The 26,268-nt window shown below is 33.0% G+C and carries 24 protein-coding genes and 1 tRNA gene; 9 read left to right on the forward strand and 16 right to left on the reverse strand.

From position 1 onward, the window contains the following. Positions 1-508 precede the first annotated feature (508 nt). The 9 genes from EV145_RS18895 (at position 509) to EV145_RS18935 (ending at position 8,930) form a co-directional block, all read left to right on the forward strand. The gene (locus EV145_RS18895) at positions 509-2,449 is read left to right on the forward strand and encodes an AAA family ATPase (protein WP_133526754.1); all 1,941 of its coding nucleotides are present in this window, start codon (positions 509-511) and stop codon (positions 2,447-2,449) included. A gap of 103 nt (positions 2,450-2,552) precedes the next feature. Continuing rightward, positions 2,553-2,951, forward strand: coding sequence for a hypothetical protein (locus EV145_RS18900; RefSeq protein WP_133526755.1), 399 nt, complete (start codon positions 2,553-2,555; stop codon positions 2,949-2,951). After that, complete coding sequence (locus EV145_RS18905; RefSeq protein ID WP_133526756.1) at positions 2,941-3,471, forward strand: hypothetical protein; 531 nt, start codon at positions 2,941-2,943, stop codon at positions 3,469-3,471. Before EV145_RS18900 ends, EV145_RS18905 begins: the two co-directional genes overlap by 11 nt. Positions 3,472-3,871: 400 nt before the next feature. Next, complete coding sequence (locus tag EV145_RS18910) at positions 3,872-5,113, forward strand: TMEM143 family protein (protein ID WP_133526757.1); 1,242 nt, start codon at positions 3,872-3,874, stop codon at positions 5,111-5,113. Between the two features lie 99 nt (positions 5,114-5,212). Further along, positions 5,213-5,677, forward strand: a complete 465-nt coding sequence (locus EV145_RS18915; protein WP_133526758.1) for a DUF962 domain-containing protein — start codon at positions 5,213-5,215, stop codon at positions 5,675-5,677. Positions 5,678-5,966: 289 nt separating this feature from the next. After that, the gene (locus EV145_RS18920; RefSeq protein ID WP_133526759.1) at positions 5,967-6,713 is read left to right on the forward strand and encodes a hypothetical protein; all 747 of its coding nucleotides are present in this window, start codon (positions 5,967-5,969) and stop codon (positions 6,711-6,713) included. A gap of 68 nt (positions 6,714-6,781) precedes the next feature. Beyond that, positions 6,782-7,462, forward strand: coding sequence for a metal-dependent hydrolase (locus EV145_RS18925; RefSeq protein WP_133526760.1), 681 nt, complete (start codon positions 6,782-6,784; stop codon positions 7,460-7,462). 204 nt (positions 7,463-7,666) lie between these two features. After that, entirely contained in the window at positions 7,667-8,518 is an 852-nt protein-coding gene (locus EV145_RS18930; RefSeq protein WP_133526761.1) for an alpha/beta fold hydrolase, read from the forward strand. Positions 8,519-8,738: 220 nt separating this feature from the next. Next, positions 8,739-8,930 (forward strand): hypothetical protein, encoded by a 192-nt coding sequence (locus EV145_RS18935; RefSeq protein ID WP_133526762.1) that lies wholly within the window; start codon positions 8,739-8,741, stop codon positions 8,928-8,930. A 22-nt stretch (positions 8,931-8,952) separates the two neighbouring features. Here EV145_RS18935 and EV145_RS18940 read toward each other — a convergent pair whose 3' ends face one another. From EV145_RS18940 to mraZ, 16 genes are all read right to left on the reverse strand, one after another. Further along, positions 8,953-9,150, reverse strand: coding sequence for a YqaE/Pmp3 family membrane protein (locus EV145_RS18940; RefSeq protein WP_133526763.1), 198 nt, complete (start codon positions 9,148-9,150; stop codon positions 8,953-8,955). Positions 9,151-9,289: 139 nt separating this feature from the next. Beyond that, positions 9,290-9,363 (reverse strand) — tRNA-Arg (locus tag EV145_RS18945). Between the two features lie 72 nt (positions 9,364-9,435). After that, positions 9,436-9,885 (reverse strand): GatB/YqeY domain-containing protein, encoded by a 450-nt coding sequence (locus EV145_RS18950; protein ID WP_133526764.1) that lies wholly within the window; start codon positions 9,883-9,885, stop codon positions 9,436-9,438. A gap of 205 nt (positions 9,886-10,090) precedes the next feature. Then, positions 10,091-12,073 (reverse strand): cell division protein FtsZ, encoded by a 1,983-nt coding sequence (gene ftsZ, locus EV145_RS18955; protein ID WP_133526765.1) that lies wholly within the window; start codon positions 12,071-12,073, stop codon positions 10,091-10,093. An 82-nt stretch (positions 12,074-12,155) separates the two neighbouring features. Further along, positions 12,156-13,565 (reverse strand): cell division protein FtsA, encoded by a 1,410-nt coding sequence (gene ftsA, locus EV145_RS18960; protein WP_133526766.1) that lies wholly within the window; start codon positions 13,563-13,565, stop codon positions 12,156-12,158. A 6-nt stretch (positions 13,566-13,571) separates the two neighbouring features. Further along, positions 13,572-14,294 (reverse strand): cell division protein FtsQ/DivIB, encoded by a 723-nt coding sequence (locus EV145_RS18965; RefSeq protein ID WP_133526767.1) that lies wholly within the window; start codon positions 14,292-14,294, stop codon positions 13,572-13,574. Next, positions 14,281-15,630 carry a UDP-N-acetylmuramate--L-alanine ligase gene (murC, locus tag EV145_RS18970; RefSeq protein ID WP_133526768.1) on the reverse strand — a complete coding sequence of 450 codons (1,350 nt, stop codon included), beginning with the start codon at positions 15,628-15,630 and terminating at the stop codon, positions 14,281-14,283. Before murC ends, EV145_RS18965 begins: the two co-directional genes overlap by 14 nt. Positions 15,631-15,738: 108 nt before the next feature. Further along, entirely contained in the window at positions 15,739-16,827 is a 1,089-nt protein-coding gene (murG, locus tag EV145_RS18975) for an undecaprenyldiphospho-muramoylpentapeptide beta-N-acetylglucosaminyltransferase (protein ID WP_133526769.1), read from the reverse strand. Positions 16,828-16,872: 45 nt separating this feature from the next. Continuing rightward, positions 16,873-18,183, reverse strand: coding sequence for an FtsW/RodA/SpoVE family cell cycle protein (locus EV145_RS18980; protein WP_133526770.1), 1,311 nt, complete (start codon positions 18,181-18,183; stop codon positions 16,873-16,875). A gap of 90 nt (positions 18,184-18,273) precedes the next feature. Beyond that, positions 18,274-19,605: a UDP-N-acetylmuramoyl-L-alanine--D-glutamate ligase gene (gene murD, locus EV145_RS18985; protein WP_133526771.1), complete on the reverse strand. Its 1,332-nt coding sequence runs from the start codon at positions 19,603-19,605 to the stop codon at positions 18,274-18,276. Then, the gene (gene mraY, locus EV145_RS18990; protein ID WP_133526772.1) at positions 19,606-20,838 is read right to left on the reverse strand and encodes a phospho-N-acetylmuramoyl-pentapeptide-transferase; all 1,233 of its coding nucleotides are present in this window, start codon (positions 20,836-20,838) and stop codon (positions 19,606-19,608) included. Positions 20,839-20,935: 97 nt separating this feature from the next. Further along, positions 20,936-22,399 (reverse strand): UDP-N-acetylmuramoyl-L-alanyl-D-glutamate--2,6-diaminopimelate ligase, encoded by a 1,464-nt coding sequence (locus EV145_RS18995; RefSeq protein ID WP_133526773.1) that lies wholly within the window; start codon positions 22,397-22,399, stop codon positions 20,936-20,938. After that, the gene (locus EV145_RS19000; protein WP_133526774.1) at positions 22,396-24,402 is read right to left on the reverse strand and encodes a penicillin-binding protein; all 2,007 of its coding nucleotides are present in this window, start codon (positions 24,400-24,402) and stop codon (positions 22,396-22,398) included. The genes EV145_RS18995 and EV145_RS19000 overlap by 4 nt, the downstream gene beginning before the upstream one ends. Beyond that, on the reverse strand, positions 24,393-24,740 hold the full coding sequence (locus EV145_RS19005; RefSeq protein WP_133526775.1) for an FtsL-like putative cell division protein: 348 nt from the start codon (positions 24,738-24,740) through the stop codon (positions 24,393-24,395). Before EV145_RS19005 ends, EV145_RS19000 begins: the two co-directional genes overlap by 10 nt. 15 nt (positions 24,741-24,755) lie before the next feature. After that, the gene (gene rsmH / locus EV145_RS19010) at positions 24,756-25,664 is read right to left on the reverse strand and encodes a 16S rRNA (cytosine(1402)-N(4))-methyltransferase RsmH (RefSeq protein WP_208110917.1); all 909 of its coding nucleotides are present in this window, start codon (positions 25,662-25,664) and stop codon (positions 24,756-24,758) included. Continuing rightward, positions 25,639-26,112 carry a division/cell wall cluster transcriptional repressor MraZ gene (gene mraZ / locus EV145_RS19015; protein WP_133526777.1) on the reverse strand — a complete coding sequence of 158 codons (474 nt, stop codon included), beginning with the start codon at positions 26,110-26,112 and terminating at the stop codon, positions 25,639-25,641. The genes rsmH and mraZ overlap by 26 nt, the downstream gene beginning before the upstream one ends. Between the last annotated feature and the right edge of the window lie 156 nt (positions 26,113-26,268).

The raw sequence follows: 26,268 nt of genomic DNA on the forward strand, positions 1-26,268 counted from the left end.
ATTACTATACTTGTGTTATAAACAAATTGTAAAGATTGGTCATGATTTTCGGTAGGTTGAAAATCCTTGAATGTTTATACTAAATTTTGGGGCATAAAGTGAGATAACAAATCGCCAGCGATTATGAGTCTCACTTTTATTTTTTACGATATTACCCACTTCCAAATAGTTTTCTTAAAAGAAGCGCAAACCATTCATGATGTTTGCGCTTTTTGATTTTGAGCTAAAGTTTGCTATGAAAAACAAAGTTAAAATTTGACGCCTTTACTCATTTAGAAAAATCACGTATTAGTACTTGGTGATTGAGATTTATTTAGTGGTATAATTGTTTTGGGAATAAATATTTTTTTGAATTATGGATTTCCGTAATGACAGGAATAATTGAGAAAGGATATTTGTTGTTAAACTGATTGTAAATTATAATCTCAGGTTTACTGAAACTAATTTAAATCTGTTTAAATACTTACTATAAGTATTCTTGATAAACAAAAATAACTTAAATAATAAAATGATAGTATCGATTTTTTTAAGACACTTTAAAATATATAAAGGAATTAATTATTTACCCATTTCAGAAGGTGTAGGATTTTCTAGTATTATTGGAGAAAACGGCTGCGGTAAAAGTTCTGTATTAGAAGCCCTTGATTTTTGTTTTAATAAAAAAGGTGCAACAGATTGGCCGATAAATAACGAAGCTAAATCAGATGGTATTAGTGGGGACAACTTTCCTTTTATTGTTCCTGTCTTTTTAATTCATAAAGATAAATTAAGAAAGGAAACTAAACCCGATCTAGAACAGTTTAATAAAGCTAAATTATTATCAGATTTATTATGGAAAACAACTTTTAAAGGAAGAGGAGATTTTGATAAACATCGTAGTGAATTATTGAATAATTATAATCCTGATGACTTTTTCTTATTATTTGCTGGTAAAAAATATAATGATCCTGGAATATATTTTGGTTCATTTCATAATCAGCTTTCTTTTATAAATGACACCCCGAATAAGGAATATGAAGATACTGAGTTGCAAAGATACTTTAAAGGATTTTATGAATATATAAATTCTCATTATTCCTATATATACATTCCTGTTGAAACTGATGTTCAGACTTACACTAAGCTTGAGACACAAGATATGCAGAAATTAATGGATAAAAATATTCAAAGAGAAATTGAAAAAGCAATTACACAAAAAACAATAAATCAAATTAATAAGGATTTAGGGAAGTTTGTAAAAGAAATTGAAGAAGTTTTAGAAATATATCATTACAAAGGATATTACAAAGATAATTTGACCATGCCTGATTTAGTCTCAAAAATTATTGAGGCTTACTTCTCTATTAAAGTCTTGAATAAAAAAATTGAAAATTCAAAATCTATACCTGTAACAGAACTTAGCTCAGGGGAAAAAAGAAAAGCATTAATAGATGTTGCATATTCTTTTTTAAGAAAAAACAATGATCGTGAAAGCAATATTATTTTAGCAATTGACGAACCAGAGGCATCATTACATATATCAAATTGCTATGAACAATTTGATAAGCTTTTAAAAATCAGTAAAGATAATCATCAAATTTTAGTATCTACCCATTGGTATGGTTTTTTACCTATTATTACTAACGGAAGTGCAACCGCAATCACAAAAAACAATAAAAACGAAATAAGTTATAAATTTCTAAATCTTTATAATTACCGTGAAAATCTAGTTCATTCAAAAAAACTTCATAAAGGGCCTTTACCCATTGATTATAACATCAAAAGTTACAATGATCTAGTTCAATCAATTATAATTTCAATAATGCAGGACAATCAATATTATTGGATAATTTGTGAAGGACAGTCTGAAAAAATATATTTCGATTATTATTTTGAAAACGAAATAAATGAAAAAAATCTTCGTGTTTTACCTGTCGGAGGATTTAAAGAAGTAAAAAAAATATATAGTTATTTAACCACACCGATAAAAGATCCTGACTATATAATTACCGGTAAAGTATTTTGTTTAATTGATACCGACAAAGAAAGAATTGATGTTTCAGAATATATTAAAGACAAAAATTTAATTTTTGAAAGACTAGTTTTAAGAAAAGATGAATCTATTTTGGTAGACGTTAATAATGCATTAATGAGCCCGCCAACAGAAATTGAAGATTGCCTAGATCCTTTAATTTTCTATCATACTCTTCAAGAATTTAACATAAATTATTCGGAAATTTCAGATCTATACTCAAAAAAAGAATTTCAAATTGATGAAAAATATTCTACAGATTTTTTTGATTTAACAACCAAAGAAAAGAAGGTTTTAAAAGACTTTTTTGACGATAAAGAGGGATTCAATAAAATTCTTTTTGCAAAAAAATATATCGAGCTAGCAAAACAACCTTTTTTTACAAATCGAAATAATTTAGATTGGATAGAAGAAATTAAAAAGAAGATTTACAAATAATGCGATAACAAAAATATAATCATAGAAACTGAAAATTCAAAAAAATAGTTTTCACCCATACCTTACGAATTATGTACAGCATCATCAATAATAAAATAATATTATGCCGGGATTAAAAGAAATTTTAGATAATATTACAGATATACCACCTTTAAAGCAACCTGGAACTGTGCTTAGTAAACATGAAAGACTAAAATCTTATTATCATACTTTAGAAATCTCAATGGAATGTACTAATGCTGAAGAAGCTTTGGCACAAATAAATACAAAATTAGAAGAAATTGAAGATTTTTATTCTGGAATTGAAAAAGTTCAAAAACCAACCATGAAATATGATGGAAGAATGTATCCAGTTATGGAAGACAATATCGTTCGCCAAAATGGTAGAATAATAGCGAAGACAAGTGGCAATGATATAATTATAGAAAACAATGGAAGTTACATTATATTTGTGAGAGGCACAAACATTGAACTGTTTAAAAAAATAAAACATGAAAACTAAACAATTAAAGAAAATAATATCATACTTAAATAAGCATATTAAAATTATCAAAAAGCTTACTATAGAAAATTATAATGAAAAATCTTTTGTATATATCGTAATGCCTAATACTATTTTAAATGTTATCGTTTCAGATAAAATTGTAGTTGAAGTTGATGATAATTTAAATAAACATTTTGCTAATTTTTATCAAGAACGATTTAATATTGAAAGTATTGAGGAGTTTCAATTATTATTTGAAAAAATTATTATTGGCTATAAAGAAAAAACTAAAGGCCTATTTATCACATATCAAAATAATAAATATTTATGCGACATTGAAATATCTTCCATAGATAAAGATAGAGGAATGGGTATTGAAAAAATTTATGATATAAACTTTACAGATAAAAAAAACATCGAAAGATTTGCAGCTCAGGTATCTGAATATCCTTTAGGGATTTTTAATCTAGTACATATATTTGATGACTTCGAAATTACAGAAATGGAAATTATAAATTACTTTTATGATAATTATTAAGAGTAGAAACTATCCTTCTCTCCTGCTAGCTTGAGCATCGCTCTTGTGAACACATAGTAGTCACGAGCGAGACGCTCGCGCTAGCAAAAAAAACACGTATAAATACGCATTGCCTCCATTTTAATAATTAGTAATATTGCCACCGAATAATTTTTACTGTAGAATATAATTTCCGCGAGGCAAATTAGTAAAATGATGTTATTTTTTTTGAACGCTAAAATGAGATTTCAGGTCGCTCCCAACGATTCGAAATCTCATTTTTTTTGAAAATAATATAAAACGTTTCTTGTTTTCGGAAAGTTAAAACTTGCTGCAACACTGCAATCAAATAGGAGAAGCTATTAAAACTTCCTACCTTTGCAGTTCTATGCCTAAGAACAAGTTAAGTCCCAAAATCAATATGACACGCGAACATTATATTCCGTTCAACAAGGAATTCTTACTCGAACAACAAATTACTGCTTTTGCTGCTGATACAGAAAAAGCTGCTGATTTTAGAAATCTATTCGAAATAATTGAGCATTATTATCATTACGAATCTTTTAATCTCAATAAAAATCTAAAACAAAATTACGCCTTATTTGATCCCGATTTAAGCGAAAAAGAGCGCGAAGGTTTCATTGGAAAAAGTGATTTTTCGATCTTTAAAGAAACATTGCAAACGGTTTTAGAACGCGGTAATTACCACAGAATTGATAAAGACACTTTAGAAACTGCTTTTGCAGAATCGGACTTGATTGGTTTGGATTTGTCAATTGATTTTAATGCTTTTAAAGATTACGAACTATACGTGCGCGGTCAGCATAAAGCGAAAGAAAAGATTTCGAAATATATTTTTTGGAAGAAAGAAGTTGAAATCGAGTACTACGATCGCGTATTGATTTATTTGAATTACAGTGATGCTGATTATTTGACCAAAAAGAAAGTCAAATTAGGAAAAATGCCGATTGATCCGGGTTCTATCGGATTAAAAATCTTTAAACGGGTTCCAAAAAACGATCTTGAAACAATTTTCCCAAATGCCATTCCGAGAATGTCTTTGAAGGATAAAATGCTGTTGTGGATTCCGGGAATTTTTGGTGGAATTTCATTATTGAGCGCCAAAGTAATTCCGGCCTTAATTAATATGTATAATGCTTATGAAACTGGCGAAGCCATCGATTTGCTAAACAGTAAAACGTCACTAAATCAAGGTTTAATAGCTTTAGGAATTTTATCAATTTATTGTTTCCGCCAATACAACAATTTTGTAAACAAAAAAATAAGGTATTCTAAAATTCTTTCAGACAGTTTGTATTTCAAAAACCTCGGAAACAACAGCGGCGCTTTTTATTCGCTTTTAAACTCATCTGAAGAAGAAGTTTTAAAAGAAACCATTTTAGCTTATTCTTTTTTAAATCGAAGCCCTCATCCGCTTACGGCAGAAGAACTGGATACACAAATAGAATCTTGGTTTGAAACAAAATTAAATACCGAATTAGATTTTGACGTGAATGATGCCTTATTGAAATTGAAAAACATTGGTCTCGGAATTGAAATCAACGGAAGATGGAGTGTAATTTCGCTAAACGATGCATTAATTAAAATTGATGAATTGTGGGATAATGTTTTTGAATATAATAAAATGAGCCAAGAAAGCTAAAACCAGAAAACTTCTCATTTTTTAGTTATTGTTTTTCATACCGTAATTGTAAAAGAAATTTCATTAGATTTACGATAACTAACTATTAAAACCACAAAAATGAGAACCTTAGATCAATGGTTTGCAGAATATGCTGTAAGCCACCAAAACCCAAAAAACAAAGCGATACACTACATTTGTGTTCCAGCTATTTATTTTTCTATTGTGGGTTTGCTAATGAGTATTCCGAGTGGGATTATCGCAAACACTTTAAAACTTAATTCTCCAATTATCGAAAATTGGGCGTTTGTTGTTTTGCTATTTGTTCTTGTATTTTATATTCGCTTATCCGTTGCAATGGCGGTTAAAATTGCCATTTTCTCAGCAATTTGTCTAATTGCAAATTATTACATCAGTCAGTTTGTGCCGTTATGGATGTTTTCAATTGGCGTTTTTGTTATTGCATGGATCGGACAATTTTATGGTCATAATATTGAAGGCAAAAAACCATCTTTCTTAAAAGATCTTCAGTTTTTATTGATTGGCCCGGCTTGGGTTGTCGAGAATTTATTTTCTAGAAAATAACCTTTAAATGCTTTTAATGGAACACGGATGACACAGATTAAAACGAGTTAAAGCGGATTTTTTCTGCATGTTGCTAGCGCGTGCTTGTCATTTCGAGGAACGAGAAATCTCCGCAAGAAACTCCTTCATCTAAATCGTCAATCTTTGTAGAGCTACTCGCGGAGATTTCTCGTTCCTCGAAATGACAAAAATGACGTATAATCCGCGTATTGAAAACATTATTAATCACTAATTATCAAATACTTACAAAATATTCTCATAACTTTATCATTGCCTAAATGAAATCGTTATGAAAATAAATGCTAAAGAAGTTAAAATAGAAAGTTATGATGTTTTCACCTATAGACGTATAAGACGCGCGATTGGCTATTTAGGAATAAGTCTGCCCATTCTTTTAGTTGGTTTTTCTCTTATTTCTTTTTTTCAAACTCAGATTCAGCCTTCTATCAGCGATTATTATTACACAAATCTTAGGGAAATTTTTACTGGAACTTTGTGCGCTGTTGGCCTTTTTTTAATTCGATATAAAGGTCACGGAAATACTTCCATCTGGAAAAACGATAATTTATTGACCAATATTGCTGGAATTATGGCAATTGGTGTCGCTTTGATTCCGACAAATCCAGGTGATTTTTCTCAAAAAATATACACTTTTATTCCATCAGCAAAAACTTGGCTTGGTTGGCTTCATTACGGTTTTGCTGGCGTTTTTTTCTTGATATTGGCCTTGCTTGCTATCAATGTTTTTACGATTGGTCAGGCAAATGAAACCAGAACGCCCAAAAGCATTTTAAATGAAAATAACATCTATAAATTTTGCGGTTATACGATTTTAATTTCTTTGATTCTGGTGCCCATTTCAGGAAAATTCCAGCTATTTGCTTATTCAACTTTAATCTTCGAAACCATTGCGCTTTTTGCTTTCGGAATTGCTTGGCTTATAAAAGGACGTGCGTTGGGAGATCAGGGCAAAATTGGTCAAAAATTATATCAGGAAAATAATGCTGTTGATACTGAAAAAATATTGGAAGAATGAACGGCATATCATTTGACTATTAAAGTGTTAAACTATAATATAATTATTAATCTCTAAAGCATTTCATCATGAAAGTCACCTATTATGGGCATTCTTGTTTTTCGGTTTTGGCTAATGGAAAACACCTCCTCTTTGACCCTTTTATCACACCAAATGAATTAGCAAAAGATATTAACGTTGACGAAATAAAAGCCGATTATATTTTTATTTCGCACGCACATTACGACCATATACTCGATGTTGAAAGAATTGCAAAAAATACCTGTGCCAAAGTTCTAGGCAATTTTGAAATTTACAACTGGCTCTTAAAAAACGGAATCGAAAATGCACACCCAATTAATCCCGGCGGTAAATTTGATTTTGATTTTGGAAGAGTAAAATGTGTTATTGCCCAGCATCCAAGCAGTTTTATGGACGGAAGTTATGGCGGAATTGCCTGCGGTTTTGTTCTGACAACTGCTGATGGAAATTTTTACTATAGTGGCGATACAGCGCTCACCTTAGATATGAAATTGATTCCGAAATTCACCAAACTAGATTTTGCCATATTCCCAATTGGCGACGGCTTAACAATGGGAATTGAAGAAGCGATTGAAGCTTCAAAACTTGTTGAAGTCAATAAAATATTGGGCGTTCATTATGATACTTTTGGTTTTATTATGATGGATCATCAAAAAGCGACCGATGCTTTTACAAATGCAAATCTTAATTTGTTTTTGCCTAAAATAGGAAGTACAATTGAAATATGATTTTTCTAAATACCGCTAAATTTCATTTTTTTTAGCGAAATAAAATAAAAAAATATTCCCCAAATGTTGTGAATGCCGATTGCTGAAATAATTTACGAAAGGCATTAAAATTGTTTTCTTTTTATTGATTATTAACTAAAACTCAAAAAATAGAATAACTCAAATTTTTCGATTCTTTTGAAGTTTGCAATAAATTTATAGATTATGAATGCACACAAAACAACTGCTTATAATTCGGAAACAGAATTTGCTGATTTACCGGGCAGAAAGATTGCTTATAGATCAATAGGCAATGGAACTCCCATTATTTTAATAAACCGATTTAGAGGAACAATTGATACTTGGGATCCATTATTTCTGGATTTGCTTGCTGAGAAGTATAGAGTAATTACTTTTGATTATTCGGGAATTGGTTATTCAAGTGGAACTTTGCCTACAGATGTAAAAGAAGTTGCTAAAGACATAAAAGATCTAGCTGATTATTTAAAAATTGAGAAAGCCATCTTTATAGGCTGGTCTTACGGCGGGCTGGTTACGCAAGCTGCGACGCACCAATATCCTGACCTGGTTACGCATACTGTATTGTTAGGAACGGGACCAACAGGAAAAAGAGTCGTTCCGCTAGAACAATCTTTTCTGGATCATGCTTTAAAACCAATAAATGATCTCGATGATGAAATTGTACTCTTCTTCGAACCTGAATCTGAAGAAAGCAGAAAAGCAGCAAAAGCTTCTCACGACCGAATTTCACAAAGAATTGACGTTTCTAAAATTCCCTCGACTATGGATGTTTTTCAGCTGTATTTTGCAGGAGGAGAAAACGCAACAGAAGACAAAGAAAATTACAGAGATAAATTAAAAACCACAAAAACACCAATTTTAATAATTTCTGGAGATCACGATATTAGTTTTGCTGTAGAAAACTGGTATCCGCTTACAACACAATTGCCTACTGCACAATTAATTGTACTACCTCAAACGGGGCACGGTCCACAGCACGAACACGTCAATCTAGTTGTGAATTATATTGATACTTTTCTGGATAATACAAAGTAATTTTCGAAAGAACAAAATCAAAATGGGGCAAAAAAGAAATTCTCTTTTTTGTCCTTTTTCTTATTATAAAACCATTTTTTATTCTCAATATAAAAACAATGAATGGTTTCTTGTAAAACTTTTACTATATTAGTCAAGCAAAATTCAAAAACAATGAGAATATTTAATAAATAACATGTTCTATATTTAGCTAATTGACCAATCTATAAAACCTTAAAACATGGAAAATAAAAGACCAATATCATTTACTTTACTAGTTGTAGTAACCATTTTAGGCATAACATTGTTTAAGCAATTCGATTTTGAAACGCTAAAATTTGAAAAACCGGCGCTTGCAATTCTTTACATAGTTGTTTTTGTTGTATCGCTTTACTTTCTAATAAAAAGGCCAAAGAAAAGCTCTGAAAAATAAGTAAATCATGAGAGTTCAGTGTTTACTTAGCTCTCATAGCTTTTATCAATTTTTCATTACGCTTATCTGCTCTTGCATTTTGTAGAGAAATCACTGCCCAAATTGCAGCAGGAATCCAACCAATTAAAGTTATCTGTAAAATTAAACAGATTATGGCAGTAAAAACTTTACCTCTCAATAAAAAAGAAAGGGATGGAAAAAATATTGCTATTATTGTCATCAAAATGGCTATTTATTCTTTTTATTATTGATCAAAGTATTTTATTATTCCATTTTCAACTTTCAATATAAAAAAGTTTTTTCAAACCAATAAAAAAAGCCTGCAAAATGTATATTTTACAGGCTTTCAAATTTTATAGTGACCCCGGAGGGGTTCGAACCCCCAACCCTCAGAGCCGAAATCTGATATTCTATCCAGTTGAACTACGAGGTCATTTTTATTTTAGATTTATGATTTTAGAATTCAGATTCAATTTAAAATCTGAACTCTAAAATCTAAAATTATTTACGAAAGTAATTTCTTTACAATTGTAGAAATGGTTTTTCCTTCAGCAGTTCCGCCTAATTGAGCAGATGCCAATCCCATCACTTTACCCATTGAAGCAATTCCAGAAGCTCCTGTTTCTGCAATAATTTTTGCAATTACAGCCTCTACTTCTTCTTCGCTTAATTGAGCTGGTAAAAACTTCTCGATCACAGCAACCTGAGCCAATTCTGGTTCAGCTAAGTCAGGACGATTTTGTTCTGTAAAGATTCTCGCGCTCTCTTTACGAGTCTTAACTAATCTCTGAAGTAATTTAATTTCTTCGTCTTCTGATAATTCTTCTTTAGAACCTGAAGCAGTTGAAGCTAATAATAATTCAGATTTAATCGCTCTTAATGATTCTAATGCAACAGTATCTTTAGCTTTCATGGCAGTTTTAATCTCTTCCATGATTTGTATTTGTAAACTCATGTTTGTGTTTTATTTAAAATAAGCAAATGCCTATTAATTGATATATTAATTTGGAATTTGTTCTCGACTTCGCTCGAACTGACAATAAGATTCACTTTAAAAACCTATTTAGGAAGTCAAATTTCTAAATTCAGTGCGAAGATAAAAAAAATAACCCGAAAATTAAATCCAATTTTCGGGCTATCCTAATATTATGATTTTAAAATTAATCTACGTTATCGTGCAAAAATGAATTGTTTGAACGCAATTGCAAATCATTATTACTATCTGTTCCAACAGAAATTCTTGAATTGGTATTGTTTGATTGAGAATTTGATAAATCAATTCCTAATCTTTTATAAGCTGGTTCTTTTTCCAGCTCATCAATTCTGGAAACATTATTGTGGAATTTATAATTAAATTCTTTTAGTTTCTTTCTTCTTTCTTCAGCTCTTAAACGAAGTGTTTCTTCAATTGTTAATTCCATTGGAGAAGCTTCTGCAGTTGTTATAAAGTCAGGCTGACTTGCAAAATCCACTTTTGGTTTCAACGTAATGTTTAATTCTTCAGGAACAACATCTTCAACCACTTTTTCAACTGGTTTTGAAGCCATTAAATCGTTTTCCACTTCCATATATTCTTCTAACGAATATTTGATAATTCCGTTATCAGAAAGCTCTGTTACTGGAACAAATGAAACTGGATCATTTACTTTAATATTGCGTGTTTCGTTTGTTAACTCAAACATAATTTTAGTTTCCTGCTCAGCAACTGGCTCTTTTTTAACTTCAGGCTCTGATCTAAAAAGAGGCAAATCAAATGAAAAAGTAGTTTGTTCTTCTTTTTCAAAAGTTCTTTGCTGTACAGGTTTTACTTCTTGAAAAGCCTGCACTTCTGGAGTTGAAATTTTAAAATCAATATCTGTTATTGGAGAAACGATTTCAAAAGTCACATCAAGATTCTTAATAAACTCAGACATCACTACCAACTCTTCTTGATTGATTGTTGGAGGTGTTACTGGAACAACTGGAGTTTGAGCTACGGGAGCAACCGTATCTTCCATTAAATCAAAAACAACTTTATCCTCAGATTTTGCAGTAGGTGTTTCAGCATTTAAATCAAAAGAAGTAAGCGGTTTATTCGTTAAATTATGAACACTTCTCTGCTCATCTTCTAACGTGTGAATAATTTTCTTTGGCTCTGTATTAACGATTTCGTTTTGTTGTTCAACGTCAAAACCAGTAGCTATAATAGTTACAGCAATAGCCTCACCAAGAGTTTCGTCTTCACCAACTCCCATGATAATATTTGCGTTGTAACCTGCTTCTGCCTGAATATGATCGTTGATTTCTCCGATTTCGTCAAGCGTTATTTCATTAGATCCAGAAACGATAAGCAACAATACGTTTTTGGCACCTGTAATTTTATTGTCATTTAACAATGGAGAATCTAATGCTGATACAATCGCATCTTTAGCTCTGTTTTCTCCCTCTGACACCGCAGACCCCATAATAGCCGTTCCGCTGTTTGCTAAAACTGTTTTAGCATCGCGTAAATCGATATTTTGAGTATAATGGTGCGTAATTACTTCAGCAATACCTCTAGAGGCAGTTGCCAAAACTTCATCTGCTTTAGAGAATCCGGCTTTGAAACCCAAATTTCCGTAAACTTCTCTTAATTTATTATTATTAATTACGATTAACGAGTCAACTTGTTTACGTAATTTTTCGATTCCTAAAAGTGCTTGTTCCTGACGTACTTTCCCTTCAAATTGAAACGGAATCGTCACGATACCTACTGTAAGGATTTCTCTTTCTTTTGCTAATTGCGCGATAACCGGAGCAGCACCTGTACCAGTACCACCACCCATACCGGCGGTAATAAATACCATCTTAGTACCACGGTCTAACATTTTTTCAATATCGGCAATACTTTCAATAGCAGACTGCTGTCCTACGTCAGGGTTTGCTCCTGCTCCAAGACCTTCTGTCAAATTCATACCTAACTGAATTTTGTTAGGCACCGAACTGTTTTGCAACGCTTGTGAATCGGTATTACAAACGATGAAATCAACGCCTTTAATACCTTGTTTAAACATATGGTTGATAGCATTACTGCCTCCTCCGCCTACACCTATTACTTTTATTACATTTGATTGGTTTTTTGGTAAATCAAATGAAATGCTTCCAAATTCTGAGTTGCTCATCATCTTTTTGGTTTTTTAATTCTTATTTAGTACATTTTTTACTTCTTGACTTGGGGCCAATAGTAATTCCTTTTCTCTTAATATTTTATTCAGCGTTGTCTAAAAAATCTTTGATTTTATCGACATATCTATCAAAAAATGATCTCCTTATTTTGGTTTCTGTAGATTCTGCTTCAACCTTGTTCGTTCTTGTTTCTCTAGGTTCTTCAATAGTTTCTACTCTTTCAACGTAGTTTTCTTCCACTTCGTATCGCTGCTGAACTGGCGGCGGTGCATTTCTGTAAACTACTTTTGGCTGCTCATTTACTATTTCCATTCTAACAGCACTCTGTGTACTATTTTCAATACTGTTCATTACTAAACCAACAGCTGTTGCAAACAATGGACTCGAAATTTCTTCGCTTGAATTTCCTGCTAAATGCTCATTTGGATATCCAATTCTGGTATCCATACCAGTAATATATTCTACTAATTGTTTAATATGTTTTAATTGAGCTCCACCACCTGTAAGAACGATTCCTGCAATTAATTTTTTGCGAGGATCTTCGTGTCCGTAAGCTTTAATTTCGGCAAAAACCTGCTCAATAATTTCCACAACACGAGCATGGATAATTTTAGATAAGTTTTTAAGCGAAATCTCTTTTGGCTCTCTTCCTCTTAAACCAGGAATAGAAACAATTTCGTTGTCTTTATTTTCCCCCGGCCAAGCTGATCCGAATTTTATTTTTAAAAGCTCTGCTTGTTTTTCAATTATCGAACAGCCTTCTTTAATATCATCTGTAATTACATTTCCTCCAAAAGGAATAACTGCTGTGTGACGAATAATTCCATCTTTAAAAATGGCCAAATCTGTTGTTCCGCCACCAATATCGATCAAGGCAACACCTGCTTCTTTTTCTTCCTGACTCAAAACTGCGTCTGCCGAAGCTAATGGTTCTAAAGTCAATCCTGACAATTCGATTCCTGAGCTCTGAATACATCTTCCAACATTTCTGATGGATGAAGCCTGTCCTACTACAACGTGAAAACTAGATTCTAATCTTCCGCCGTACATACCAATTGGCTCTTTAATCTCAGATTGTCCGTCAATTTTAAATTCCTGTGGCAAAACGTGAATAATTTCTTCACCCGGCAACATAGCCAGTTTATTTACCTGATCAATTAAAAGCTGAATATCTTTTTCGCCAATAACCTCTTCTGGATTATTACGGCTGATGTAATCTGTATGCTGAATACTTCTGATGTGCTGTCCGGCAATACCCACAACAACATCTTTAATTTTATAACCTGAATTGTTTTCTGCTTCAAGTATCGCTTGCTGAATCGACTGGATAGTTTGCGTGATATTGTTCACAACTCCTCTCGCAACACCCAGACTTTTGGATTTTCCAATACCCAAAATTTCCAATTTGCCGTACTCATTTTTCTTGCCTATCATGGCAACTATCTTTGTCGTTCCAATATCTAGACCTACTGCAATGTTATCTTTTTCCATTTTCTATTATTTTGTGCAAACTACTTGTTCCGTAAACCTAAGGTCAATTTTATTGTATTTGTATAACGAACTATCTAAAACTGCTTTTTGAAAAAACGCTTTATAGTTTCTAAATTTTTTATCAACATTCATCGTTCTACCAAAATCTATGAAGTAATCATAGTTTCGATTAAACATTTTTAGGCTGCCATTAGGCATAATTTGTATTGCAATGATGTTTTTTTTCAAAAACGCATCGTCATAAATTGTGCGAAATAAAGCAGCTAAATCTTCGTTATTTTTTTCATTTATTGCCCCTGAAACAAGAGGAACTCGCGCTGTAAAATTGTCTGACAAGGGCATTTTATTACCCTCATAGTCAATATAAAAAGATTGATCACCATCATAAACTCGCGCTATTGGTGTCTTCTGTTTTACTACCGCTTTTAGAACTCCATCGATACTTACAAAAACATCTGACTTCTCAATCATGTCTTGCGTATCAAGGGTTTTTTCTATCTTATTCAAATCTAGTTCATCTTTTCTAATACTGGAAGCGTCTCTTTTATTTTCTATCAACAATTTATTAACCGTTTCTGCTTTTACAAAAAGAGCATTTTCTCCTACAAAAACAACCATAGATTTCTTCAATTTTCTATCTCCATTTCGATGTTGCGCGAAAGAATATAGAAAAAGTACAAGCCCTAAAATGAGTACTAATCGAATATTTGTCCAATTAAATATTTTCATTCAGCATCTGTTTAATTGATGGCACCATTTCTCCAATATCTCCAGCTCCTATTGTCACAATTATTGGCGCATCACTGGCTTTGATTTGCGCTAATAATTCATTTTTTGCAACAATTTTTTTGTTCGAATTTGTCATTTTTCCCAACAACCATTCTGATGTAACACCTTCCATTGGCAACTCACGTGCTGGGTAAATATCCATTAAAAATACTTCATCAAACTGCGAAAGACTTTCTGCAAATCCATCCACAAAATCTTTTGTTCGGCTGAATAAATGTGGCTGAAAAATTGCCAGCACTTTCTTTCCCGGATACAATTCCCTAACTGCTTGATGAACAGCATTTATTTCTGTCGGATGATGTGCATAATCATCTATATAAACCAACTTATCCGATTTAATCTGATAAGAAAAACGTCTTCTGATTCCTCTGAATGAAGCAATGGCTTTTGCAATAGACTCGGTCGGGGTGCCAAAAGTTTTTGCCATCGCAATAGCCATTAATCCATTCATTAAATTGTGTTTTCCAGGCAATCCAAAATGAAGATCTTTCATAATTTCTGATGGCGTCTGCACATCAAAAACATAACTTCCGTCTTCAATTCGAACATTATAAGCCTGATATACTGCATCTTCATTTATAGCACACTGAACTCCTTCTAAAGGCAATTCTTTAGTGATAAAAAGATTGCTTTTATCTTCAACTTTTGAAGCAAATTCCACAAACGAAGCCTCGATCGCATCACTAGTCCCATAAATATCCAAATGATCTGCATCCATTGAGGTTATACAAGCGATATTTGGATGCAAATGCAAGAACGATCTATCAAATTCATCTGCTTCTACAACAGTTACCGTTTTACCGGTTCCAATTAAATTCGAATTATAGTTTTCTACAATTCCGCCAACGAAAGCTGTAACATCTGCACCGCTTTCATATAGAATATGACCTAAAATACTTGATGTCGTTGTTTTGCCGTGCGTCCCAGCAACTGCAAAACTAAAAGTGTCTTTGGTGATAATTCCTAAAACCTCGGCACGCTTTTTAATTTCGTAATTTCTTTCGATAAAATAATTCCACTCTGAATGTGTTTTTGGAACCGCAGGCGTAAAAATCACTAACGTATTCTCAACATAATAATCACTCGGAATTAAATTGATATTATCTTCAAAATGAATATCAATACCACTTTCAATCAATTCACTTGTCAGCATTGATGGCGTTTTATCATAACCTGAAACCTGTTTCCCGATATATTTGAAATAGCGGGCCAGGGCACTCATTCCGATGCCTCCAATACCAATAAAATAAACGTTTTGTATTTGATTTAAATTCATTTTTATTTGCTTTATTTTTTACTTTAAGCAGTAAGCTTTAGGCTTTAGGCAGTCTACTGCGATTTTTCTTTATTCCAATTAATAAGCTTATTGCGTATAGCTTACAGTCTATTTAATTAACTTCACAATCTCCGCTACAATATCTTGTGTCGCTTTGGGTTTCGCTAGTTTTTTAATATTATCACTCAATTGCTTCTGTTTTCCAGAATCTTTCAGCAGTGCTTCAAAAACAATACTAAATTCATTATCCAGTTCTGATTCTTTCAATAAAATGGCGCCTTTAGCATCAACAATTGCTTGCGCATTTTTGGTTTGATGATCTTCAGCTACATTTGGCGACGGAATAAAAATTACTGGTTTCCCAACAATGCATAATTCTGAAACCGATGATGCTCCAGCTCTTGAAATAATCACATCGGCTGCTGCGTAAACAAAATCCATTCTTTCAATAAAATCAACCACTTTTACATTTGGCTGATTGTATTTTTTATAATTTTCAAAATATAACTTTCCGCATTGCCAGATTACCTGAACATCTTGCGAAAGAAATTTTTGCAATTCTTTTTCAATTAACTGATTGATTCTTCTCGCACCTAAACTTCCGCCTAAAACCAGCAATGTTTTTTTATTTGGATCTAAACCGTAAAAAGCAATTGCTTCGTCGCGTTTGCTTTCAATATCAATCAAATCCTGACGAACTGGATTTCCTGTCAAAACAATTTTCTCTTTCGGAAAAAAACGTTCCAGACTTCCATAAGCAACACAAATTGCATTTGCTCTTTTGCTTAGTAATTTATTCGTAATTCCCGGAAATGAATTCTGCTCCTGAATCACTGTCGGAATTCCTGCCTGACCTGCAGCTTGCAACAATGGTCCGCTGGCGAAACCACCTGTTCCTATTACTGCATTTGGTTTGAATTGTCTTATTATTCTTCGTGACTCTAACAAACTTGTTGCCAATTTTAATGGAAACATTAAGTTTTGCAACGTCAGCTTTCTTTGTAAACCCGCGATCCAAAGTCCTTTTATCTCGTAACCTGCCTGAGGTACTTTTTGCATTTCCATTTTATCTTTGGCGCCTACAAAAAGAAATTCAGCATCAGGAAATTGTAATTTTAATTCATTTGCAATAGCAATTGCAGGATAAATATGTCCTCCTGTTCCTCCTCCGCTAAGTATGAATTTATACTTTGTCATCTTTCTAAAAATTACAACTTTTTAAAAAATTCTTATATTTTAATCTTATCTATTTAAAACTGCATTCATCGGATTTCTTGAATTGTCTTCGATTGAATACATTGCTTCTTCTTCATAAACTTCATCAGCAGGCAAATCTTCTTCTGCTAATTCTTTATCAATTAATCTTTGAAGCGCTTCTTTTCGTCTCTCTTTCTCTTCTTTTTCTTCAGCAATTTCTTCTTCTTTTTTAGTAACACTGATGATAATTCCCAGACCTAAACAAGTCATCCAGATTGAACTTCCTCCAGAACTTATAAGCGGAAGCGTTTGCCCCGTGACCGGCAATAATTCAACTGCAACTGCCATATTTATCATCGCCTGAAATATCATGGGAAATCCGAGACCAACGACGAGTAATTTTCCAAATAACGTATTTGCTTTATGTGAAGCAATAACAAATCGAAACAAAAGCAATAAATACAAAATCAAAATTGCGACACCACCAACTAAACCATATTCTTCGACTACAATGGCATAAATAAAATCAGAAGAAGATTGTGGCAAAAAGTTTTTCTGAACGCTTTTTCCTGGTCCAAGTCCGCCTAGTCTTCCAGATGCAATGGCAATTTTCGCTTTCTCAATCTGATAATCGTCTTCATCAGGCTTGTCTGTGGTAAAGTTCATGATACGGCTTTCCCACGTTGAAACCCTGCTGAAAAATCTTGAATCTGGAAAAGCTTTCGCAACCAAAAGGAAGAATGCCAGCATGGCAATTCCTGAACCTATTATGATTCCGATATGTTTTAATGGGTATTTTCCAATAAATGTCAGCATTAAAACCATTGCGAAAATTAATGCAGTGGTCGAAAAATTTGCAGGCAAAATCAATGCCAGTGTAATAAATACCGGAATCCAAAGCTGTACAAATGACACTTGAAAAGGCTCATTCTCCTCTTTCTTTTTCGACAAATAACGCGCTACAAAAATAAATAGAACGATAGAAGCCAAAGTCGAAGTCTGAAATGTTATCCCAATAAAAGGCACTTGAATCCAACGACTTGCATTTGCTCCTGCAATAACAGTTCCTTTCAGTAATGTATAAAGCAATAAGAACCAAACTATTGGCAAAGCAATTTTTGAAATCGCTCTGAAATAATGATATGGCACTTTATGAACCCAATAGATAATCAGAAAACCAATACAAATGTGAGCCAAGTGTTTCACCAAATACCCCAACGTATTTCCGGTTCCATGACCAATATATGCTAAATTACTACTCGCACTAAAAACAGGCATAAACGAAAACAGTGCTAATAAAGCCACGAATGACCATATTACTCTATCTCCTTTTAGTTTGTTTACTAGTTCCTTCATAATTATTAGTTTCAAGTTTTTCTTGTTTCAGGTTTCAAGTTTCAGGCTCTCAAACTTGAAACCTGAAACTTGAAACTTTAAACTCTTTTTTTACAAATTGTGTACTGCTTGTTTGAATTGTTTTCCTCTGTCTTCGTAGTTTTCAAATAAATCGAAACTTGCGCAGGCTGGAGACAATAAAACAGCATCACCTTTTTCTGTTAATCTTTGAGCAGTTTTTACTGCATCGTTCATATTGTTAACTTCAACCATAATATCAACAACGTTTCCAAAAGCATCGATAATTTTGCGGTTGTCAATTCCTAAACAAATAATTGCTTTCACTTTCTCACGAACTAAAGACATTAATTCATTGTAATCATTTCCTTTATCAACACCTCCAACAATCCAAACTGTTGGCACATTCATACTGTCTAAAGCAAAGAAAGTAGCGTTTACATTTGTTGCTTTTGAATCATTGATATATTGTACATTCTGAATTTTTAATACTTTCTCTAAACGATGTTCAACACCTTGAAAATTAGATAAACTTTCGCGAATTGTTGCATTTCTAATTTGCATCAATTTCGCTACAGAGCTTGCTGCCATTGCATTTTTCATATTATGTTTTCCTTCTAACGCAATGTGTTCCGTGTCCATTGTAAACTCTTCTTGGTTGATCTTTATTTCCATTTTGTTGTTATTTATAGAAGCCCCTTCTTTAAAACTCTTTGTCAATGAGAAAGGAATTAATTTTGCTTTAGTTGTATTGTTTTTTAGCCATTCTGCACTTGCTTCATCGTCGGAATCATAAATCAAGTAATCACTTTCTGTCTGATTCATTGTTATCCTAAACTTTGAATCAATATAATTTTGATATTTATATTCATAACGATCCAAATGATCTGGACTGATATTCGTAATTATGGCAATATCTGGCCTGTAATCTATAATTCCGTCTAATTGAAAACTGCTTAATTCAAGAACATACGCATCAAACTTATTTTCTGCCACTTGCCAAGCAAAGCTTTTGCCAATATTACCTCCCAATCCTACGTTCAAACCAGCTGATTTAAGCAAATGATGCGTAAGCATTGTTGTGGTAGTTTTACCATTGCTTCCAGTAATTCCAATTGTCAATGCTTCCGTAAAAGGTTTTGCAAATTCAATTTCAGAAATCACCTTAACTCCAGCTGCAATCAGTTTTTTTACAATAGGCGATTTTTCAGGAATCCCAGGACTTTTCATTACCACATCGGCATTCAAAATAAGATCTTCAGTGTGCTGTTCCTCTTCCCAGGCAATTTTATTAATGATAAGAACTTCTTTGTAACTCTCTTTAATCTTTCCAAAATCAGACACAAAAACCTCGTATCCTTTTTTCTTCCCAAGGATAGCAGTACCTACACCACTTTCTCCTCCTCCTAACACTACCAGCCTCATCTATCTTAATTTTAAAGTAACGATTGATAAAATGGCTAACATAATGGCAACAATCCAGAATCTGGTCACAATTTTACTCTCATGATATCCTTTTTTCTGATAATGATGATGCAAAGGCGACATCAAGAAAATTCTTCTTCCTTCACCGTATCTCTTTTTAGTGAATTTGAAATAACTCACCTGCAGTACCACTGAAAAATTCTCTACTAAAAAGATTCCACACAATAACGGAATCAATAACTCTTTACGCACCGCAATTGCTAAAACTGCAATGATTCCTCCAATTGTTAAACTTCCTGTATCTCCCATAAAAACAGATGCCGGATAAGAATTATACCAAAGAAACCCAATCAAAGCACCAACAAAAGCAGATATAAAAACTGTCATTTCTCCGGAATTAGGGATATACATAATATTCAGATAATTAGAAAATATAATATTTCCCGAAACGAATGTAAATATTCCGAGCGCGAGGACAGAGACTGCGGAGGTTCCCGCTGCGAGCCCATCAATTCCATCAGTTAAATTTGCTCCGTTAGAAACCGCTGTTATAATAAAAATTACAACCGGAATAAAAATCAGCCACGCCCATTTTTCATATCCTTCACCTGTCCAGGCTAATAATTCGGCATAATCAAATTCATTATTTTTTACGAAAGGAATAGTCGTTGCTGTTGATTTTTCTTCAATCGGTGCCGGTAAAACCACTGTTGTACTTGTTGCTGTTTTAAAAACATCAGTCCTTCCAGTATCTGTACGTACAGTTACCGCAGGATTAAAATAAAGTACCGTTCCAACAATAAGCCCTAAACCAACTTGACCAATTACTTTGAAAATTCCTTTAAGACCTTCTTTATCTTTTTTGAATATTTTAATATAATCATCTATAAATCCAATTGTTCCCATCCAAAGTGTAGTAACAATAAGCAATACGATGTAAATATTATGCAAACGAGCAAACAACAAAACAGGCACAAGAGTTGCAAAAATGATAATCAGTCCACCCATTGTTGGCGTTCCTGCTTTTTCATTTTGACCTTGAAGACCAAGCTCACGAACAGTTTCACCAACTTGCTGATTACGCAAAAAGTTAATAATTCGTTTTCCGTAAATCGTTGATAAAAGCAACGAAAGCATTAATGCTAAAGCTGATCTAAAAGTGATATACTGAAAAACTCCCGTTCCCGGTATGTCTAATGTTTTGTCTAAATATTCAAATAAATAGTATAGCATATATATTGGTTTATTTGGTTAATCGTTGATTTGTTAATTCGTTTTTTTGATTTAATAATTGTTCGATTAAACGAACAATCAATTAACCAGTTAAACTTTATTTGTTTAATTGATCTAAAATTTCTTTTACAGTTTCCATGTCATCAAAATGATGACGAACACCATTAATTTCTTGATATGTCTCATGTCCTTTTCCTGCAATAAGAATAATATCATTTGGCTGAGCCAATTGACAAGCCGTTTTTATAGCTTGTTTTCTGTCCGTAATTCTTAATATTCTTTTGTAATTATGAGCTTCAACTCCTTTTTCCATTTCATCTAAAATCACTTCCGGATCTTCGTTTCTTGGATTATCTGAAGTTAAAATTGCTTTATCACTTAAGTCTGAAGCAATTTTCGCCATAATTGGTCTTTTTGTTTTATCTCTGTTTCCACCACAACCTACAACTGTAATCAATTGTTCGTTTTTGGTACGGATGTCATTAATTGTTTTTAAAACATTATCCAATGCATCAGGTGTGTGTGCATAATCTACAATCGCTGTAATGTTTCCTTCAGAAATAATATATTGAAAACGACCCGAAACACTTTCTAAATCAGACAGTAAGCGTAACGCTTCAAGACTATCCATTCCTAACTCTATAGCAGTTCCATAAATTGCTAAAACATTGTATGCATTAAAAGTTCCGATCAATTTTACCCAAACTTCATTATCATTTACTTTCAGCAATAAACCAGATAATTGACTTTCTAAAATTGTTGCTTTAAAATCGGCATACGATTTTAAGGCATATGTAAACTTTCTCGCGACCGTATTCTGCAACATTACAGTTCCATTTTTATCATCAATGTTTGATAGAGCAAACGCTGTTTTTGGCAATGAATCAAAAAATGATTTTTTTACATCTCTATATTCTGCAAACGTTGGATGATAATCTAAATGATCGTGCGAAAGATTTGTGAAAATCCCGCCTACAAAATGTAATGCCTCTGTTCTTTTTTGATGAATTCCGTGTGAACTCACTTCCATAAAACAATGCGTCACACCAGCTTCAATCATTTCATTTAAATAATGATTAATCGTAATAGAATCTGGTGTTGTATGTGTTGCTTTATATTCCGTTTGATCAACCATGATTTTTACTGTTGATAATAAACCAACTTTAAATCCTGCTTTTTCAAACAATTGAAATAATAAAGAAGCAATTGTTGTTTTTCCGTTTGTTCCAGTTACTCCAACTAATTTTAATTTTTCAGATGGATTCCCAAAATAATTCGCGGCCATAAAAGCCAAAGCTGCATTTGTATCTTGTACCTGAATATAAGTAATCCCTTTTTCAATATTTTCAGGCAAAGTATCACAAATAATTGCAATAGCACCAAGTTCAATTGCTTTCTGGATGTAATCATGTCCATCTGAAAGTGAACCGCGAATGGCAACAAAAATATCATCTGCTCCAACTTTACGGGAATCAAATTCAATTTTTTGAATACCGATTTCTGTCGAACCAGTTACTGACTCGATTGCTACTTTATATAATATGTCTTTCAGTATTTTCACGATAACTCTAATACTATAATTGCGTTTCTATTAATATTTTGACCAGCTTGAATCGATTGATTCTTCACTTTTCCTACCCCGTTTACTTTTACTTTTAAACCTAAATTTTCAAGTAAAGCAATTGCATCCATTCCTGGCATTCCTTTTAAATTCGGAATCTGATTTGTTTTTGTGTTTGATACTTTTTCAAACTTAGCATAACTGATTTCCTGTTTTGGAATTTTAGAATCCAGCTGTTTTATTTTATTTGTCGAAGGCGCATCGGTGAATATCTTTTGAGCAATTCTCTTAAAAACCGGCCCAGCAACATCGGCTCCATAATAATTATTATTAGCTGTATTTGGCTTATGAACCACAACTATACAAGAATACTTTGGATGATCAGCTGGAAAATATCCTGCAAAAGAAGAGGCATAATACATTCCTTCTCTTCCTGCCTTTCCATAATTTACCATAGCTGTTCCTGTTTTTCCTGCCATTGAAAAATCTTTCGAATACAACTTAGAACCTGTTCCTTTTTTTACCACATTTTGCAAAACCGCTCTAACTTTTTTAAGCGTTTCAGGCGAACAAATCTTTGGATTGATTACTTCTGTATCAAACGTTTTAATGGTTTTATTCCATTCTTTAATTTCCGATACAAATTGTGGCTTTACCATTACACCATTATTTGCAACTGCATTATATAATGTTAAAGTCTGCATTGGCGTAACCGAAACTCCATATCCAAAAGCCATCCACGGAAGCGAAACTCCTGACCAGTTTTTATCTTTTGGATGCGGAATAATTGCTCTTCCTTCTCCTTTAAAATGCAACCCTAAAGTTTTATGCAAACCGAAACTTTTAATATGATCTACAAATTTGGAAGGATTACTTTTATAATTTTCATAAACTGCCTGAACCATTACCGTATTTGACGAAAGCTCAAATCCACGAGCTAATGATACTTTTCCGTAACCTCCTTTATGTGAATCACGAACCGAACGGCCGTAGTATTTAATTACACCACCATGACTGTCATACACCGTACTTGTATCGGCAACCTTATCTTCTAAAATCGCCATTAAATCGACCAATTTAAAAGTCGAACCTGGCTCATGAGATTCAGCTACAGCATAATTTGTAGTCTCAATGTAAGACCCGTCTTCCTGTCTTCCTAAATTCGAAATTGCTTTTACATGACCCGTTTCCGTTTCCATTACAACCACACAACCATGATCTGCTTCATATTCTTCAAGCTGTTTCAATAAAGCATGATGTGCAATATCTTGAATAAAAACATCAATTGTCGAAATGACATCGTAGCCATCAATTGGATCCACTTCGTTTACGTCACGAATTGGTTTCCACTGACCTTTTGCAATTTTTTGTTTTAGAATTTTTCCGTCTTTCCCGTTTAAATAACTTTTAAAAGCCCACTCAATTCCTTTTCCAACTTCAATTCCTGTTGCTGGATCAATTCGGTCATAACCAATTGTTCTTTCAGCAATTTTACCTATCGGATGTTTTCTAACGGTTTCTTGTTCAATTATAATTCCACCTTTAAAAGCCCCTAAACTGAATAATGGAAAACCTTTAATTTTCACATAATCCGTATAACTTAAATTGCGGGCAATTAAATAATAGCGGTTTTTATTTGCTCTGGCTTTTCTTAATTCTTGTTCGTAATAACCTGCCGGCCTATCCAAAACTGCAGCCAATGAATCTGACAAAGCTTTTACATGCTTTTCAAAAGTTTCCTGTTTTGGCGCTTTGGCATCAAAACGAATTTCATAATTTGGAATTGATGTTGCCAATAAACTTCCATCAGCCGAATAAATATTTCCTTTGTTTGCTGGGATTATGAAATTTCGAACTGTACGTTGTTTCGCCAGTTTTCTATAATAATCGCCTTCAACCCATTGAATATTGGTTAATTTAACGACAATAGCAATTGCCATCACAAAGATGAAAACTGCTACGAGGTAAATTCTGTAGGATATATGTTTATCGTCTACTGCCATATTCTTTTAAAGAAACTTTTTTCTTCTTCTTTTTTAACTTCTATTTTTATTGGAGGAACCGTTGATGGAAAAATCTGCTTTTCAAGCATTTTATTCGAAATCGTTGATTCCATTTTTAATTTCATTAATTCTGAACGTCGATCCACAAACTCAGATCTTAGCTCTTTAACTTCATTATTCAGTTTTGCGATTTCAAAAACCTTTTGTTCATATCGCTGTGTATTGGCAATCATCAAAATGGCAAGCAAAATGATAAAAACAATGAATCGCCAGTTTTTGACTGCATCATCATTTATAAGAAATCTTGCTTTTAATATGCCAAATACTCCACCTTTCATTTTTCTACCTTTATATTATATCTTTTCTGCGATTCTTAATTTTGCACTTCTTGCTCTATTGTTGATTTTGATTTCTGCATCATCAGGAACAATCAATTTGCCGATAGTTTTAAATGGAACTGAAAAATTTCCGTAAAAATCGCGTTCTGGTTCTCCTTCAAACATTCCGTTTTTAATAAATCTCTTCACCAAACGATCTTCTAAAGAATGATATGAGATTACTGAGAATCTTCCTCTCGGATTTAAAATCTCCAATGATTGCTCAATAAATTCTTTCAAAACATCCATTTCTTGATTTACTTCAATTCGAATCGCCTGATAAATCTGAGCTAGTATTTTATTCTTAACTCTTTCAGGTAAATATTTCGCCAAAACATCTTTCAATTCGTCTGTAGTTTTGATTGGATATTTTTCTCTGGCTTCAACAATTGTTCTCGCTAAAACTGGTGCGTTTTTCAACTCCCCATAATCAAAAAAAACACGACGTAAATCCTGTTCTTCATATTCGTTAACCACTCGATAAGCATTTAAATCATTTTTTTGACTCATCCGCATATCTAGTTCGGCATCAAATCTTGTTGAGAAACCTCTCTCTGGAACATCAAACTGATGTGATGAAACTCCTAAATCGGCCAAAATTCCATCGACACTTTTTACACCATGAAAACGAAGAAATCTTTTTATAAATCTGAAGTTCTCATTAATTAAGGTAAACCTTTCATCTGGCAGTGCATTTGCAAGTGCATCTTCGTCCTGATCAAAAGCAAATAATTTTCCATTCGGCCCCAAGCGTCTCAAAATTTCTTTTGAATGGCCACCGCCTCCAAAGGTTACATCCACATACACACCATCTGGTTTAATATTTAAACCATCAACTGTTGGATGAAGCAAAACCGGATTATGATATTCCATTGTCGTCGTCATTAATATTTCCCATTACCTCCTCGGCTAAATCAGCAAAATCCATATCTTCGCCGCTTATTGATTTTTCATATAAATCCTTATCCCAAATTTCCACAATATTAACAGCAGAAGAAAAAACAACATCTTTAGAAATACTTGAAAACGAAACCAAATCTTTTGGCACCAGCAATCTTCCTAATGCATCAATCTCCACCATTTTAACACCAGCAGTAAATCTTCGAATGAAATCATTGTTCTTTTTCACAAAACGATTAAGCTTGTTGATTTTTTGCATCATCAAGTTCCATTCTTCCATTGGGTACAATTCTAAACACGGCTGAAAAACGGAGCGCTTCAAAACGAAACCGTCCTGAAGAGAGGAAGCCAATTGCTTTTTTAAAGGCGCAGGCATCATTAGCCTTCCTTTAGCATCAACTTTACACTCATATGTCCCTACAATTGTGTTCAAAAAAATCAATTAAGATGTTATAGGACAAAAATATAAAAAATATTACCACATTTTACCACAATATACCACTTTGTTAATAAGTTTAACCACTTTTCTACCACCTCAACTAAACAAAACACAATCAATACCTTAACTTATTATTAGCGTTTTCCTAAT

It is taken from the genome of Flavobacterium sp. 245 (assembly GCF_004362055.1).
Classification (GTDB): Bacteria; Bacteroidota; Bacteroidia; order Flavobacteriales; family Flavobacteriaceae; genus Flavobacterium.